Genomic DNA, 14,477 nt, shown 5'->3' with positions numbered 1-14,477 from the left:
ATGTCGACACCCCACTCCCCGACTCCCGGCGGTCCGGAGATCACGGCCAGCATCGTCATCTGCACCCATCGGCGGCCCGAACTGCTCGGCGCCTGCCTCGACAGCCTGATCGGGCAGCGGATGGGGCCGTGGGCTGGCGGCGGCTCTCCCGGTCTGGTTCACGAGATCCTGGTGATCGACAATTCCGCCCTGGCGGAAGGACGGCCGGTCGTCGAGAGCCGGCAGGCCGCCTTCGCCCTGCGGGGCGTGCCCCTGCGCCATGTCCTGGAGGCCCGGCCGGGTGTCAGTTTCGCCCGCAACCGTGGCGTGGCCGAAGCGGCGGGAGCGCTGATCGCCTTCATCGACGACGACGAGCGGGCCGGCGACGGGTGGCTGGAGCGGCTGCTGGAGCCGTTCCAGCGGCTGGGCGATGCCGTCGACATCGTGGCCGGCGAAGTTGAACCGGATTTCGGCGCCCTGCCCAGGCCCGACTGGCTGGCAGACGACATGATGCATTTCTTCTCGTGTCGCTGGGGGTGGGACAGCGAAGCCCGCTTCCTGCGTGAGACGGAATGGTTCGGCGAGGGAAACTGCGCCTTCCGCAAGCGGCTGATGGCCGGCCGTTCCTTTCCGACCGATCTCGGCCGCAAGGGCGACGGGCTGCTGACGAACGAAGGCATCATCTTCATGGAGATGCGCAGCGAGGGAGCAGCCACCTATTACGTGCCGTCTGCGACAGTGTCCCACCTGATCCACCCCGATCGGCTGACGCGACGATGGCTGATGCGGCGGATGTTCTACCAGGGGGTTTCCAACCGCCTGACGCAACGGCGCTATGGGGTGGCGGAGCAGCGCTGGGACTTCAACGTCAATCTGGCCAAGCTGGCCGACGTCGATGTCGAGACACTGGAAGGGGAGAATCTGCGGGCGATGATCCGGCTGTATTACCAGCTCGGCTACGCCTCGGCCCTGGCGATGAACTGAGGCGGCCGGGCTTTCAGGACGCATCCGTTTCTCCATCCCGTTATGCTGCCGGGGCACGTCGTCGTCGTGCGGGCTGTTGTCCTCGAGGATGGGCGGTCCGTTCAGGAAGCAGGGAGGCAGGGGAAAGCCGATGGCCATGACCGGTATCGAACATCGCGTGCTGTATCGCGATCCGCGTTTCTACGCCTCCTTCCCGTCGCTGACCCCGGTGCCGGACGGTTCGGTGCTGCTCGCCTTCCGGCGGGCGCGGGACCATCGCTGGCTGCGCGGGGCGGAATACCGGGCGGGGGAGGCCGGCTTCAACCATGTCGACCATCTCGATTCCCGCTCCCAGACCGTTCTGCTGCGGTTCGGCCTCGATGCGGAGGTGCTGGGGGAGGCCGTCGCCCTGCCCCCCGACCCGCAGGCGGCCGACCAGGACGCCAGCCTGCTCACCCTTCGCGACGGCCGCATCCTGCTGACCGGCTTCCGCTGGTATCCGGTGCCGGCGGCGGAGGGAGAGGCGTTGCGCGCGCTGGGCTTCGGGCTGGCGGGCAGCCCGCAGAAGACCGGCGACCTCTACCTGTTCTGGGGTGGCTACAGCCGGCACAGCGACGATGGCGGTCACAACTGGACTCCACACCGCGATCTGCCCCCCCTGCCCGGCCATCCCGACCTCGTGCCGGGCCGGCGCCCCTTCCATGGCGGTGCGGTGCGCGGCCGGGCGGTGGAGGCGCCGGACGGCACCATCCTGCAGACCGGCTACACCCATCATCCCTCCACCGGCACCTATGCCAGCCATCTCTTCGCCTCCACCGACCGGGGGGAGAGCTGGGTGCACCGGGCGATCGTCGCCATCGATTCCGACGCCAAGGCCGGCTTCTGCGAGACGGCGCTGCATCTGGACGCCGACGGGGTGCTGCACGCCTTCCACCGCACCACCGGGCTGGACGACCATCTGGCGACCTCGCGCTCGACCGACCTCGGCCACAGCTGGGAGCCGTGGCGGCGCCATGCGCTGGTCGGCCATCCCTATGACGCCTGCCCGCTGCCGGACGGCCGCCTGCTGCTGGTCGGCGGTTACCGCCATGCGCCCTACGGCGTGCGCGCCCGCCTCTACGACCCGCGCCGTCAGCAGCCGGACGAGGTGCCGGAACTGGTGCTGCGCGACGATGGGCCGGCGCCGGATCTTGGCTATCCCTGGGCGGCGCCGCTGCCGGACGGCCGCGCCATGGTCGCCTATTACATCTGCGACGCCATGGGCCTGCGCGGGATCGAGGCGACGCTGTTCCGGCCCTGACGGCAGGTGCATCCTGCGACCCGCTGTCCCCTGGACCGGGCGGCGGGGCGCGGGCTACCCTTCGCGACCATGGAAAAGACCTTGCCCTTCGCTCCGGTGAAAGCCGCCCCCGGCATTCCCCCCGCCGCCTACCACGACCCGGAGATCTTCCGGGCGGAGGAGGAGCGGATCTTCCGCCGTTCCTGGGTCTTCGCCGGCTTCACCGACGAGCTTGCCCGGCCCAACGACTACCTGACCCGGCGGATCGGCGGGCTGGACGTGCTGGTGCAGAATTTCGACGGGGAGTTGCGGGGCTTCCGCAATGTCTGCACCCACCGCTTCGCCCTGATCCACCGCACGCCGCGCGGCAATGGCATGCTGCGCTGTGGCTATCACGGCTGGACCTTCGACCGCGACGGCGTGCCCTATGGCATTCCCGGCAACGAGGCGAATTTCGGTCTCGATCGGGAAGGCCGCTGCGGCCATGCCCTGACGCCGGTGGCGGTGGGGGTGTGCGGGCGCTTCGTCTTCCTGCGGGTGGCGGCGGAGGGGCCGGCTCTCGACGACTGGCTGGGCGTCTATGGCGACGTGCTGCGCCATGCCTCGAAAATCTTCGTCCGCCCCTTCGACGAGCAGGCGATGGAGTGGGCCGCCAACTGGAAGATGGGGGTGGAGAGCGTGCTGGAGGTCTACCACGCCGACCTCACCCACCCCACGACCTTCCGCAAGCTGGTAAAGGGCGACTGGCGCTGCGACTATGACGGCGCCCATTCCCGCGGCGTCACGGCGGTGTCGGACAAAAGCGCCCGCTGGTGGGATGGCGTGTCGGAGCGGTTGGGCTTCCGCCCCAGCACGGTATTGCGCGAGTACGACCACCTGCACATCTTCCCCAACCTGGAGATCGGCTTCACCCGCGGCGCGGTGATGAGTGTCCAGACCTACGACCCGCTCGGTCCCGACCGCTGCGCGTTGAACCTCCGCCTGTTCCTGGCCGATCCGGAAGGCGACTCCGGCAAGGGCGGTCCTGCCGCCCGCCGGCTGATCGAGGAGGGTGCGCGGGATCTCAACGTCGCCCTGCTGCGCGAGGATCAGGAGGCATCCGAGCTGGCCTTCCGGGGCTGTCGCCAGACGGAGCGCCCTGCCCTGCTCGGCCTGAACGAGGAGCGCATCCAGCAGTTCCACGCGGTGTGGCGGGGGATGGTGGGGGTGTAGAGCCGTTACGGCTGCGTCGCGGCCGGCGGGACGGTCTTGAACAGCCGCGGGTCGAAGGGAACCTCCTGCACATCGGCGATCCGCAGTTTCCCCGCATCCGGGTGCAGCGGGTTGAGCAGGACATTGTGCACGTCGGGCATGATGGCGCTCGGCACCCGCAGCAGGGCCGACCGGCCGTTCGCCAGCCACGCATCGCCGACGGCGCGCGTCGCCTCCGTCCGCTCTGCCCAGTCGGGGGGAAGCGGCGGCGCATCCAGGGGAACCAACCCGTCCTCCGCCGCGACGGTCAGCAGGCGGTAGCGGTCCGGCAGGGCGGCGGGAGAGGCGATCTCCTGATGGACCAGGATCTCGATCAGGGCGCCGGGCGGCGATTCGGCGAGATAGACGATGGGGCGCCCCCGAGTGTGCCAGCGGGCGCCGGCGCGCAAGCCCCCCACACCCTGCAGATCGGCATGGTTGCTGATCCGCCAGAGCCTCACGCGAAATAGCCCTCGTCGATCTGGATCAGAGCCTCTTCCACCAGACGGGCGCCGATGTCGGTATCGATCAGGGCGATGGCCGCCTCACCGTCGAAGCGGCTGCGGGGGGCATGGAGCCAGGACAGCGCCTTGTCGCGGTTGCCGAACACCGCCTCGGCCAGGGCGACGATGCTGGCGGCGCGGTAGGCGCGCTCGCTCTCTTCCAGCGACAGCGCCTCCCCCTTCTGCCGGCGGTGTTCCAGCGTGCGCCGGGGGATGATCCGCCCCAGGGTGCGGGCATCGAGCCCGGCCGCCTGCAAGGCGCCGACGGCCTGGGGGGACAGCCGGCGCCGCACCATCCGCAGCACATCGAGATCGTCGGCAGGCGGGTGGTCCAACCCCAGGAGGGTGGCGGCGAGCACCCGTTGGCGCTCGGCCAGAGCCGCAGGCGAAACGGGATTCTCCATGTCCAACCTTCCTTGCGCAAATTGTCACCATCAATCTGGCATCTTGCGCAAAAGCTATCAAGTCATCCTATTGGCCTCGTCTGGTCGGCTCCTTTCAGGACGGCAGCCTCAACTCTCCCACGGGTTGACGATCGGAATCCCGCAATCCAGGAAATCAGCCACGTTCCTGGTTGCTAAGGCAGCGCCACGGGATGCGGCGATGGCGGCGATCTGCGCATCGAAGGCACCGGTCGGCCGGCCCTGTTGCCGTCGTCCCGCCGCGATGGGCGCGAAGGCTTTTGCCGCCATGCTGTCGAAGGGCAGCACCCGGCCGTCGAGGTCTTCGGCAAACATTTGCTCCGCTGCCATCAGAAGATCGCTGCGACGCCGCCCCTCCGGCAGCAGGGCGAGGCCGTACAGGATTTCCGCCTGGGTGATCGTCGTCGTGAACAGGGTGGCGGCGGAGTGCCCGGCGAACCAGCGGAGTACGGCTTCGGACGGGGTTGGGCGCATCAGTTCCGAGAGCACGTTCGTGTCGAGGACGATCATCAGTCGAAGCTCGGCGGTGGCCGTAGGGCTTCGCGCCTCACCTCCGCCACCTCGACGCCGCCGAGTCGTGCAAACCGCTGGTGGATGGCCACCCCAAGATCCGTCACCGGTTGGTTCTCTTCCGTGAGTGCCGCGCGCAGAATGTGGCGGACTTCATCCTCCATCGAGCGGCCGTGATGGGCGGCACGGATGCGCAGTCGGGCTTTCAACGGATCCTCCAGGTTCCGGATCGTGATGCTGGCCATCGGTCGCTCCTGAGCATGTCGGGAGGAGAAGGTTAGACAATGATTGCATCGATTTCAATGACAGCGGTCTGGTCTCCATGCGTCGGGATTGGAAGCCGGTGAGGCTCCCACCCCTACATCCACTCCCGCCCGTCCATGTCCTGGTAGACCCCGAACCGGCCGCGCACCTTCAGCCAGTCCTCGGCCAGCATCTCGAAGATGTGCAGGTCGATCTCCTGCCCGTCCTTCACCACCTGGCGCTTCAGCACGCCGACCGGGCGATAGCCGATCATCGGCTGGCCTTTCAGCAGGCGGGGGCTGTTGGTGCCCAGGATGTGGTTCACCACCTTGCGCAGCCCCATGGTGAAAAAGACATGATTCAGCATGTAGGCGAAGTTCAGCGGGGCCGCCCCCATCCGTCCCGCCCGCTCGCCCATCAGCACGCCAATGGTGGCGATCTTCCAGACGGGCTCGGTCACGGTGATGGAGACATGGCCGGCCGGCACGCCGTCGACGCAGAGGATGCGGTGGACATAATCGTCGCGCTCCGCACAGCGGCGCAGCCACGCCTTCTGCCGCTCCACGTCGTAGGCCACGCTGGTCAGCATCTGGCCGGCGATGTCGGGCCGGGTGCGCCAGTCGAGCAGGAGCTGGGCATGCTCCTCCGTCGGCTCGATGAAGGTCAGCGTGCCGCTCACGCTATTTCCCCCAGCTGCCGCAGCATCGCCTGATGGAAGTCGAGAATGCGGCGCTCGCGTCGGCCATAGATGCCGGTGATGTGGGGAAGATCGGCTATGCCGGGCCGGCCCTGCTGGACCGCCTCGCAGACCGGTCGGTCCTCGGCGATCACGGTGCCGGCGGATTGGATCAGGTAGGTGGCGGTGGAGCGGTGGAAGGCCTGCTCGCGCGCCGTCTCCAGCCGGGTGGTGGGCAGGAACAGCTGCCACCGCAGGACCGCGGCGTCGGGGGCGACCGGGTCGACCCGGTGCGGGATCACCGTGGCGCCGTAGAAGGTCGCCAGATAGAAATTCGGGAAGATGAAGGTGTGGCGGTAGAAAGGCTCGTCGGCGAAGCGGCGCATGCGCAGCTTGGCGTCCAGCTTCGCCCACCAGCCGGCGGTGCCGTCGGCCAGCAGCCAGCGGGAATCGCTGTTGGCGCCGTGGCGCTCGGTGACGAGGTGGGTCTGCCAGTCGGGATGGACCGCGGGGTGGATGGTGTCGGGATGGACGGTCGAGCCGTGAAAATCGTCCATCGTGTTCTCGACCAGCGCCTTCCAGTTGGCCTGGAACGGGATGCCGACCGGGGCTTCCGGGTTCAGGAAGTTGGCCGACATCATCGCCAGCCGCTCGCCGTAGGGCGCCAGATGCCGGGCCAGGGTCGGCCCGCCCTCTTGCGCCATGCGGGCGAAGACCAGGGCGCCGCAGCGGTCGATCTGCAGCGGCCGCACCCGCTCTCCGTCGCGGCAGACGCCCTCCATAGCCTCTCCCCTGCGCTGCAGTTCGAAGCGCAGCCCGGCCATTTCGGCGGTCAGGAGGTTGGTGTCGTCGAACACGCCCATATAGAGCCAGCAGCGGCCGAAGACCCGCTCACGCTCCTGGGCGAAGGCCTCTTCGGTCCAGAAATGGCTGTGCGGCAGGAAGGCGCCGTCCTCGGGGATGACAGCGTGGACGTGGGGGGCCGTCATCCAAACCTCCGGGAGAAACCCCTGCCTTTGGGGATGAGGCGAAATAGCCGTTCCATGCCATCAGAACAAAACTTGAACATTGTCATAAGCCCTTCTACATGACAGGAATGCTGAAGCCCGTCGAGGCTGCCTATCGGTTCCGCATCTATCCGACGCCCGAGCAGGAAAACCTGCTGAATCGGACGTTCGGATGCGTGCGTGTGGTCTACAATCGTGCCCGTGCTCTGCGGGAGGCGGCGTGGACGGAGCGCAAGGAGCGGTGCGGCTTCACCCAGACGAACGCCATGCTGACGGCGTTGAAGAAGCAGCCCGAGTTCGTGTGGCTGAACGAAGTGTCGAGCGTCCCGCTTCAGCAGGCGCTTCGCCACCTTGACGTGGCTTATCGCAACTTTTTCCAGCGGCGGGCGCGCTATCCGAAATTCCGCCGCAAGGACGGGCCGCAGTCGGCGGAGTTCACCAAGTCGGGCTTCACCTACCGTGATGGCCGGTTGAAGCTCGCTAAAATGGCTGAGCCGCTGGATGTGGTGTGGTCGCGTGACCTCCCCAGCGAACCGACCACGGTGACGGTGACGCGCGAAGCGGACGGGCGCTGGTATGTTTCCTGCCGCGTCGTCGCCACTGTCGAGACGCTGTCCGGCGGCGGCGACGTCGGCATCGACCTCGGGCTGAAGGACTTCGCCACCCTGTCCACGGGCGAAGAGATCGCCAATCCGTGCCACCTCGCCAAGCGCCAGAAGCGGCTTGCCCGCCTTCAGCGTCGGCTGTCGAAGAAGGAAATAGGATCGCAGAACCGGGCAAAGGCCAAGCTGAAGGTGGCCCGCGCCCATGCCTCCGTGCGTCATGCGCGGAGCGATTTCCTGCATCAACTCAGCACTCGACTGATCCGTGAAAACCAAACGGTTTGCGTCGAGACCTTGTCGGTGAACGGCATGCTGCGGGCAAAGCTCCATAGCCGGTCCATTGCCGATGCGGGCTGGAGTGAGTTCAGCCGCATGCTCGCCTACAAGGCGGTGTGGTATGGGCGGAAAGTGGTCAAGATTGATCGCTTTTACCCCTCCACCAAGAATTGCAGCGAATGCGGTGCCACAGGACATGTGCTGACGCTGGATGATCGTAGATGGAGGTGCCCAGATTGCGGGAGCTTCCATGATCGTGACCTCAACGCAGCGCGCAATATCTTGGCCGCCGGGACTGGCGGTGTCTGCCTGCGGAGCGGGTGTTAGTCTTGGAGTGCTTCGGCATTCTGAGCAGTCCGCTGTGAAACAGGAACCTGTACTGCGAAGTTCAGGAATCTTCCGGCTTTGGCCGTGGGGAGGATGTCAAGCCGGCAGCTCCGCGTCGGCTGTGGCGGGATAAAGGGTGACGGTGCGGGAGAAGCGCTCGCCGGCGCCGGGCGGGGCGGCACTGTGCATAACCAGCATGCCGTCTGGCGCCAGATGGAGGCGCAGGTTGGCCGCCTCGACCCTCTCCCAATCCTCGGCCGGTTCCAGCGCGTCGCCGCGCCGGGGGAAGGCGTCGGACAGGGCGGCCAGCCGGGCGAAGAGGGACGCACCCAGCTCCTCCTCCAGCGACGGACCGTCGGAGGCCACCCGGACGAAGACCAGCCGGCCGCAGCGGGCCAGCGAGGCCGGGTGCAGGGCCAGCCGCCGGCGCCCCTCGGTCTCCAGCTGGAAGTCGGTCGGGTTGAAGGGCAGACCCACCGGCACGCCGTCGGCGTCGAAGCTCCAGCCGTGATAGGGGCAGCGCAACGGGCCGCAGCCCGACGGCTCGCCATGGATCACGGCGAAGCGGTGGGTGCAGACGTTGCGGAAGGCGACCACCCGTCCCTTGATGTTCTGCGCCACCAGCGGCACCGCCCCCACCCGCGTGGTGACGAAGGCGTTGGGGCTGGCGAGATCATCCTCCATGCAGAGATGGAACCAGCGGGTTTCGGGGCGGGTTTCGGGCGAGCCGTTCTGCATCGCAGACCTCAGGCGGTGCGGCCGCCGTCCACCGTGACGATGGATCCGGTCATCCAGCGGCTGGTGTCGGCGAGCAGATAGGCGATCATGTGGGCGATGTCGTCGGGATGGCCGAAGCCCAGCGGCTGCAGCGTGCGCAGATGCTCGTACTGTTCGGCGGTCAGCTTCTGCTTGCCGCGCTCGATCAGCTCGGTCTCGACGATGGAGGGGACCACGCAGTTGACGCGGATGCCGTCGCTCAGCAGCTCCACCGCCAGCCCCTTGGTGGCGGCGATGATGCCGCCCTTGCTGGCGGCATAGACGACGTTGCCCGGCGAGGCCGCCGTGGCGGCGGTGGAGGAGATCAGCGCGATGGCCGCCCGGTCGGCATGGCAGCCCTTCTGCCGCAGTCCGCGGGCGAGCGCGAGCGCGCTGCCCAGATTGGCCCGCATCACCTCGTCGAAGAAGGCGGCGGAGAAGATGCGGATCGGCCGCAGCGTCTGGATGCCGGCGCAATGCGCGATGCCGTCGAAGGGCTTATCGTCGGCGCACAGCCCCTTCACCCAGCCCGGCACAGCTTCCAGATCCGACAGGTCGAAGGGGGCGATGGCGTGGTCCTCGCCCTCCAGGCGATCTGCTGTTTCGGCCAGCCGTTCCTCGTCGCGGCCGTTCAGCACCAGCCTTGCACCGAGCTTCGCCAGCACCACCGCCGTCGCCCGGCCGATCCCGGCCGACGCCCCGGTCACCAGGATGCGGCGTCCGGTCAGGTCCATGGGATTGTAGGCGGCTGTCATGGCGGGAGGGTCCTGGTTGGTGGCGTATCGGGACGTGGACCATAGCACGATGGCCGGCCGACATCAGCGCGTCCAGGGCTGCGGCCTTTTGGTGCGGGGCGTCCGCCCGCATCTCAATCGGCGGAAACGGCGTCGTCGATGTCGATCCTTCGATAAAACATACCATTTCATTGGTGCTTTATTCGAGAAAACCTGTATAAACGCTCCATTGAAGTGGAATGCTTCTCTGAGGCAAGCTGCCATGGGCGACGGTGCAAGCCTGATCGTTCAGATCCATCATCACGGTGCCTGGCACGATGCCGCCGATCTGGCGGTCGCCGATACCCGGGCCGGGATCCGCTCGCCCACCCGGCTCGAGTACGACCCTTTCTATTTCATCGCCTTCGGCAATGCGGAGTTTGCCGCCGGGTGTCCGGTGACCGACTGGCGGGCGGTGTCGGTGCGCGACCGGGTCGATATGGCGGCGCATTGCCGGGACCATTGGCCGCCCTTCCTGCTCGACCTGCTGCCCCAGGGCCATGCCCGCCGCCGTCTGGCGGAGGAGATGGGGTTCGGTCCCGATGACGGGAGCTTCGCCTTCCCACTTCTGCTGCGCGGGGCGGGGAGCCCCATCGGCAATATCCGCGTCAAACAGGCGTATGAGGCCGAGCGGGAGCGTCTGAGCGGTGAAGCGGTGCCCGGTGTGACGCTGGACGAGGTCTTCGACCGCTCCCCCGCCTTCCAGGACATGGCCGGTCGCTTCGCCCTGATCGCTTCGGGGTCGAGCGGCGTCCAGGGCGCATGGCCGAAGCTGCTGCTGACCTGCAAGGACGACGGGCTGTGGTATCCCGATTCCCTGGTCGGGGATGACGAGGCCCGCGACCACATCATCGTCAAGATGTCGCGGGCGAAGGGGCCGGAGGATCGCCTGATCCTGGCCTGCGAGGCGCCCTATCTGGAGATCGCCCGCGGTTTCGGCCTGCGGGTCGGACGTCCGCTTATCCACCGCGGCGACACGCTGGCGATCCCCCGCTTCGACCGCACCGTATCGGCGAACGGTGTGTCGGCGGAGGGCGTGACGCGGTTGGGCCAGGAAAGCCTGGTGTCCGCGGCCGGCGTCGCCGCCTTCGGCCACCAGACGACGCATGAGGCCTACATCGCCGTGCTCCACGCCGTCTGCACCGAGCCGGCCGGGGAGATCGTCGAGTATGTGCTGCGCGACCTGCTGAACCGGGCGATGGGCGACACCGACAACCATGGCCGCAACACCGCCCTGCAGAAGCGCCCCGACGGCTGGATCGGCCTGACCCCGCGATTCGACTTTGCGCCGATGGTGCTGGATCCGGGGGTCATCGCGCCGTCGACCCGCTGGGAATGCTTGCGTGGCGGCGGCTTCCCCATCAGGTTCGAGCGGATTTGCGAAGCCGTCGCCGCCGTCACCAAGGACGACGGGCTGGGCCGGCGGCTGGCCGGGGCGCTGTCGGCGAAGGCCGATGCGGTGGCCGCCCTGCCGGAGGCGGCGCGCGCCCACGGGGTGCCGGAACCGGCGATCGCCCGCGCCTTTGCCGCCTGCGGCGAGCTTGCCGCCGCGCTCGCATCCCTGCCTTCCAGCGATACCGGACTCGAGGACGGCGATGCCGCGCCGTAAGCCACCCAGCCGCGAAGCGCTGCTCGAGGCGCGCCATGCCCTGCTGCGGATGGCGGAGGGGGGCGAACTAGTCTGGGCCGAGGGGGTGCGCGCCATGCGCCGCTGCTTCGGCATGACCCAGGCGGAGTTCGGGCGAAGCTTCGGCCTCACCACCCGGCAGGTCTCGCAACTGGAGACCGGTGCCGCCAACCCGACGGTGGCGACGTTGGAGCGGCTGGCCCTGCCCTTCGGGCTGACCGTCGGCCTGATCCCGGAGCCTGCCGTTTCGGAGCCTGCCGCAAAGGAGCCGGAGCGGTGACGGCGGGGCGATGTGCCGCAATCAATCTTCCGGAAACCAATCCGGCGTCACTGTGCGCTATGGTGCCGGCCACCGATTTCCGAAGAGGCCCCCGCCGGGCCCTTGAACACGCGAAGGACAGGACTGCCATGAAAGCCATCATCGACGGCATCCGGATCGCCGGCCTGCGCGCGGTGGTGCCGCCACAGCGCCATTCCTTCGTCGAGGATCCGGGCCTGTTCACGGTGGAGGAGGCGAAGAAGCTGGCCGCCACCATCGGCGTCCAGGAGCGCCGCGTGCTGCCGCCGCCCTATTGCGCGTCGGACCTCTGCCTCGCCGCGGCGGAAGGGCTGATGCAGCAGCTGGACTGGGATCCGGCGACGGTGGAGGTGCTGGTCTTCGTCTCGCAGGACGCCGACTATGTGCTGCCGGCGACCGCCTGCATCATGCAGCACCGGCTGGGGCTGCCGACCAGTGCGGCGGCCTTCGACGTGCCGCTGGGCTGCTCGGGCTATGTCTACGGTCTGTGGATCGCGGCGAAGCTGCTGGGCGGGTCGACGGCCAAACGGGCGCTGGTGCTGTGCGGCGACAACCCGACCCGCCACCTGCACCCCGAAGACCGCGCCACCCTGCCGCTGTTCGGCGATGCCGGATCGGCCACCGCGCTGGAGGTGGATGCCGCCGCCCCGCCCATCCCGGTGGTGATCGGCACCGACGGCGCCGGCGCGCCGCACATCTTCGTCAAGGCCGGCGGCAAGCGCCATTGCCTGATCCCGCCGGTCGGCACCGCCGGCCGGATCGCCGACGAGGAGGCCGCCGCCCAGCTGGAGCGCGACTCGCGTCTGACCCTGAACGGGGCGGAGGTGTTCTCCTTCACGCTGCGCGCCGTGCCGCCGCTGCTGCGTGAGGCGATGGAGCATGCCGGCACCGACGTCGAGGGCATCGACCGCTTCGTCCTGCACCAGGCCAACGCCTTCATGCTGGAGCATCTGCGCAAGCGCGTGAAGGTGCCGGCCGACCGCTTCGTCATCGACATGCAGGGCTTCGGCAACACCAGCTCCGCCTCCATCCCGCTGGCGATCTGCCACAGCATGGGGGTACAGCTGGCGGCCGGGCCGGTGAAGACGCTGATGGCCGGCTTCGGGGTGGGCTGGTCCTGGGGGGCGATGGTGGCGGAGCTGGGGCCGATGCCGGAGCCGCAGGTGGTGGATCTGCCCGAGGGCTATCCGGTGCTGGCGGTCGGGTAAGGGGGCGGAGACGTAAGCGCTGCCGGTGGGGCTGGCTGGGAGCATCATGACACTCTCTGGCGCGCCAACCATCTGCAGCACGGTCTGGTTTTAGGTAAAGGGCGCCGATGTCGGATGCGCCGAAGGCGAAGCGAATGAGAGGAACCAGATGCAGGTGTCGCTGCGTAAGGATGGTCAAATGATGAGCCGTTGGCCGTGAGCCTCCGCATTGCCCTGTTCCAACCCGAGGGCGCTCCGTTTCCAGATGAGCTTGTGCCGCTGTGCGATGGAATGTGTGCCGCCGGCTGGGAGCTGCGTTCCTGCCGGCTGACGCGGGATGTGGAAGCATGCCGGCCGGACGTGGTGCTGTCACTGGCGGCGGAGACCGGCAAACGCACGGGCCATCCCTGGTTGGGCGTGCTGCATGACGATCCCGGCAGGCTTCGCCGCGACAGGCGGCGGCTGGATGCCGTGCTGTCGCAGGACGGCTGGCTGACACGAACGGCGGAACAGGCCGCTTTTCTGACCGACAGCCTGGTGCCCACGGACCGGCCTGCCCATCTGCTGCCGCTCGACGGCTTGACGCCCCCGGCTCTGGCCGGTTTGCTGGAGGCGATGTGTGACGCGGCCGGCTTCGCCACCCCGGCATCGGGACCGTCGGTCGACTACATCGTTCGTGTGGGCGGGCGGAGCATCGATTTTGTTCGCCGCTGCCTGGACAGCCTTGGCGCCCAGACGGCCCCCGGCGTCGGTGCCATCATCGTCCGCCATGCACCCGTGCCGGGGCTGGATGCGGAACTTGAACGGCTGCGCCCGCGCTTGCGCCGTCTGATTCTGATCGACGGTCCCGCTTCGGCGACGCGCAGCGCTTGCCTTTGGGCCGGGCTTACCGCCGTCGAGGCCGATCTGTTCGGCATGCTGGACGATGACGACGCGCTTCATCCCAACCATGTGGCCAGCCTGGCTCCCTTCGCCCTGGCCGGGTCGCTCGCCATCACCGGGGCGGTGCAGGTTTGGGACGATGCGAGCGGCCCGGTTCCGCCTGCCGATCCAAGGAGCGAACATCGGACTTTCCATGCCATGCCGCCGCCCGACCGCGGAGCCTTGTTCCTCTCACGCATAGCCATCCACTCCAGTGCCTTCCTGGCACCTTCGGCCCTGCTTGCGTCGATCGGTCCCGATCCAGGGCTTGATTTCGCCGAGGACACCTGGCTGATCCGCCGTTTGGCCCGCCTGGCACCGCTGGCCTCGTCCTGGCGGGTTAGCACCGATTTCCACTGGCGTCAGGGCGGGGCGGACAACACGGCCTTCCGGGCTGACGGCCGAGAGGAAGCCATGACCCGCATCGCCGACCGCGAGCGGCTCGATCCCATCATCGCCGCCCTGCGCTGGGGCGGTGGCAACGACCAACCCCTCCCCCTCCCCCCGGCTTGGGGGCAGCCGGCCGACAGGCCTGATCTGCCGTCCCTGTCCCGGCCGCAAGACTTCCATGCCCTACCTGGAGGGCGGCCGCTTTATGTCTATGGCAGCGGCGGCGGTGGCCGGATCGTGTTAGGTGAGGTGTCGAAACATCCGCACCTGACGGTAACGGCTGTGCTGGACAGCAGCCGACCGGGCCTGGCGTTCGGACTGCCCGTGCTGCGTCCGGCCGATTTGCCGCCAGACCATCTGCGGGATGGACTCTTCATCATCGCCAGCGAACATGTGGTGGCGATGACGGCGACCCTGCATGCCCTGGGGGTGAAGCACATCTATGATGCCGGTCCGCATATCCGCCTTTACACCGAGCTGCGCCAGGGCTGAGAGGCTTTCCCGGCCG

16 protein-coding genes are annotated in these 14,477 nt (G+C 68.2%); 8 read left to right on the top strand and 8 right to left on the bottom strand.

The annotated features are described in order from the left end of the window. From AL072_RS32205 to AL072_RS32195, 3 genes are all read left to right on the top strand, one after another. Nucleotides 1-963 carry a glycosyltransferase family A protein gene (locus AL072_RS32205; protein ID WP_045585495.1) on the top strand — a complete coding sequence of 321 codons (963 nt, stop codon included), beginning with the start codon at nucleotides 1-3 and terminating at the stop codon, nucleotides 961-963. Nucleotides 964-1,099: 136 nt separating this feature from the next. Next, nucleotides 1,100-2,242, top strand: coding sequence for a sialidase family protein (locus AL072_RS32200; protein WP_245637091.1), 1,143 nt, complete (start codon nucleotides 1,100-1,102; stop codon nucleotides 2,240-2,242). An 81-nt stretch (nucleotides 2,243-2,323) separates the two neighbouring features. Next, the gene (locus tag AL072_RS32195) at nucleotides 2,324-3,433 is read left to right on the top strand and encodes an aromatic ring-hydroxylating oxygenase subunit alpha (protein WP_245637090.1); all 1,110 of its coding nucleotides are present in this window, start codon (nucleotides 2,324-2,326) and stop codon (nucleotides 3,431-3,433) included. A 5-nt stretch (nucleotides 3,434-3,438) separates the two neighbouring features. Here AL072_RS32195 and AL072_RS32190 read toward each other — a convergent pair whose 3' ends face one another. The 6 genes from AL072_RS32190 to AL072_RS32165 form a co-directional block, all read right to left on the bottom strand. After that, nucleotides 3,439-3,912, bottom strand: a complete 474-nt coding sequence (locus tag AL072_RS32190) for an RES family NAD+ phosphorylase (protein WP_045585493.1) — start codon at nucleotides 3,910-3,912, stop codon at nucleotides 3,439-3,441. After that, a complete protein-coding gene (locus AL072_RS32185) occupies nucleotides 3,909-4,358 on the bottom strand; it encodes an antitoxin Xre/MbcA/ParS toxin-binding domain-containing protein (protein WP_052710416.1) in 450 nt (149 codons plus the stop codon). Before AL072_RS32185 ends, AL072_RS32190 begins: the two co-directional genes overlap by 4 nt. Before the next feature lie 108 nt (nucleotides 4,359-4,466). Then, on the bottom strand, nucleotides 4,467-4,886 hold the full coding sequence (locus AL072_RS32180) for a type II toxin-antitoxin system VapC family toxin (protein ID WP_045585492.1): 420 nt from the start codon (nucleotides 4,884-4,886) through the stop codon (nucleotides 4,467-4,469). Further along, nucleotides 4,886-5,131 (bottom strand): FitA-like ribbon-helix-helix domain-containing protein, encoded by a 246-nt coding sequence (locus AL072_RS32175; protein ID WP_045585491.1) that lies wholly within the window; start codon nucleotides 5,129-5,131, stop codon nucleotides 4,886-4,888. The genes AL072_RS32180 and AL072_RS32175 overlap by 1 nt, the downstream gene beginning before the upstream one ends. Nucleotides 5,132-5,244: 113 nt before the next feature. Continuing rightward, on the bottom strand, nucleotides 5,245-5,808 hold the full coding sequence (locus AL072_RS32170; protein ID WP_045585490.1) for a GNAT family N-acetyltransferase: 564 nt from the start codon (nucleotides 5,806-5,808) through the stop codon (nucleotides 5,245-5,247). Continuing rightward, nucleotides 5,805-6,794: an RHO alpha subunit C-terminal catalytic domain-containing protein gene (locus AL072_RS32165; RefSeq protein ID WP_045585489.1), complete on the bottom strand. Its 990-nt coding sequence runs from the start codon at nucleotides 6,792-6,794 to the stop codon at nucleotides 5,805-5,807. Before AL072_RS32165 ends, AL072_RS32170 begins: the two co-directional genes overlap by 4 nt. A 107-nt stretch (nucleotides 6,795-6,901) precedes the next feature. Between AL072_RS32165 and AL072_RS32160 the strand changes: the two genes are divergently transcribed. Continuing rightward, nucleotides 6,902-8,017 carry an RNA-guided endonuclease InsQ/TnpB family protein gene (locus AL072_RS32160; protein ID WP_045585488.1) on the top strand — a complete coding sequence of 372 codons (1,116 nt, stop codon included), beginning with the start codon at nucleotides 6,902-6,904 and terminating at the stop codon, nucleotides 8,015-8,017. A gap of 96 nt (nucleotides 8,018-8,113) precedes the next feature. Here the strand turns inward: AL072_RS32160 and AL072_RS32155 are convergent, their stop codons facing one another. Together AL072_RS32155 and AL072_RS32150 are read right to left on the bottom strand one after the other, a co-directional pair. After that, nucleotides 8,114-8,755, bottom strand: a complete 642-nt coding sequence (locus AL072_RS32155) for a Rieske 2Fe-2S domain-containing protein (RefSeq protein WP_052710415.1) — start codon at nucleotides 8,753-8,755, stop codon at nucleotides 8,114-8,116. Nucleotides 8,756-8,763: 8 nt separating this feature from the next. Next, nucleotides 8,764-9,528 (bottom strand): SDR family NAD(P)-dependent oxidoreductase, encoded by a 765-nt coding sequence (locus tag AL072_RS32150; RefSeq protein ID WP_045585487.1) that lies wholly within the window; start codon nucleotides 9,526-9,528, stop codon nucleotides 8,764-8,766. Between the two features lie 241 nt (nucleotides 9,529-9,769). On the opposite strand from AL072_RS32150, the gene AL072_RS32145 reads away from it, so the two are divergent. The 4 genes from AL072_RS32145 to AL072_RS32130 all read left to right on the top strand — a co-directional run bounded on the left by AL072_RS32145 (nucleotide 9,770) and on the right by AL072_RS32130 (nucleotide 14,461). After that, nucleotides 9,770-11,155, top strand: coding sequence for a type II toxin-antitoxin system HipA family toxin (locus AL072_RS32145; protein WP_045585486.1), 1,386 nt, complete (start codon nucleotides 9,770-9,772; stop codon nucleotides 11,153-11,155). Continuing rightward, on the top strand, nucleotides 11,142-11,453 hold the full coding sequence (locus tag AL072_RS32140; protein WP_045585485.1) for a helix-turn-helix transcriptional regulator: 312 nt from the start codon (nucleotides 11,142-11,144) through the stop codon (nucleotides 11,451-11,453). Before AL072_RS32145 ends, AL072_RS32140 begins: the two co-directional genes overlap by 14 nt. 128 nt (nucleotides 11,454-11,581) lie before the next feature. Further along, the gene (locus tag AL072_RS32135) at nucleotides 11,582-12,679 is read left to right on the top strand and encodes a 3-oxoacyl-ACP synthase III family protein (RefSeq protein WP_045585484.1); all 1,098 of its coding nucleotides are present in this window, start codon (nucleotides 11,582-11,584) and stop codon (nucleotides 12,677-12,679) included. Between the two features lie 195 nt (nucleotides 12,680-12,874). After that, the gene (locus AL072_RS32130) at nucleotides 12,875-14,461 is read left to right on the top strand and encodes a glycosyltransferase family A protein (RefSeq protein ID WP_144428458.1); all 1,587 of its coding nucleotides are present in this window, start codon (nucleotides 12,875-12,877) and stop codon (nucleotides 14,459-14,461) included. The last annotated feature ends 16 nt before the right edge of the window (nucleotides 14,462-14,477 follow it).

It is taken from the genome of Azospirillum thiophilum (assembly GCF_001305595.1).
GTDB lineage: Bacteria > Pseudomonadota > Alphaproteobacteria > Azospirillales > Azospirillaceae > Azospirillum > Azospirillum thiophilum.
The sequence above is the reverse complement of the archived record's forward strand: the minus strand, read 5'-3'. Positions and strand labels throughout refer to the sequence as shown.

Bases quoted from the DNA above. Each gene is read 5' to 3' on its own strand.
- AL072_RS32205 (WP_045585495.1), top strand. From the start codon at position 1: ATGTCGACACCCCACTCCCCGACTCCCGGCGGTCCGGAGATCACGGCC.
- AL072_RS32155 (WP_052710415.1), bottom strand. From the start codon at position 8,755: ATGCAGAACGGCTCGCCCGAAACCCGCCCCGAAACCCGCTGGTTCCAT.
- AL072_RS32160 (WP_045585488.1), top strand. From the start codon at position 6,902: ATGCTGAAGCCCGTCGAGGCTGCCTATCGGTTCCGCATCTATCCGACG.
- AL072_RS32180 (WP_045585492.1), bottom strand. From the start codon at position 4,886: ATGATCGTCCTCGACACGAACGTGCTCTCGGAACTGATGCGCCCAACC.
- AL072_RS32165 (WP_045585489.1), bottom strand. From the start codon at position 6,794: ATGACGGCCCCCCACGTCCACGCTGTCATCCCCGAGGACGGCGCCTTC.
- AL072_RS32175 (WP_045585491.1), bottom strand. From the start codon at position 5,131: ATGGCCAGCATCACGATCCGGAACCTGGAGGATCCGTTGAAAGCCCGA.
- AL072_RS32185 (WP_052710416.1), bottom strand. From the start codon at position 4,358: ATGGAGAATCCCGTTTCGCCTGCGGCTCTGGCCGAGCGCCAACGGGTG.
- AL072_RS32140 (WP_045585485.1), top strand. From the start codon at position 11,142: ATGCCGCGCCGTAAGCCACCCAGCCGCGAAGCGCTGCTCGAGGCGCGC.
- AL072_RS32200 (WP_245637091.1), top strand. From the start codon at position 1,100: ATGACCGGTATCGAACATCGCGTGCTGTATCGCGATCCGCGTTTCTAC.
- AL072_RS32145 (WP_045585486.1), top strand. From the start codon at position 9,770: ATGGGCGACGGTGCAAGCCTGATCGTTCAGATCCATCATCACGGTGCC.
- AL072_RS32135 (WP_045585484.1), top strand. From the start codon at position 11,582: ATGAAAGCCATCATCGACGGCATCCGGATCGCCGGCCTGCGCGCGGTG.
- AL072_RS32150 (WP_045585487.1), bottom strand. From the start codon at position 9,528: ATGACAGCCGCCTACAATCCCATGGACCTGACCGGACGCCGCATCCTG.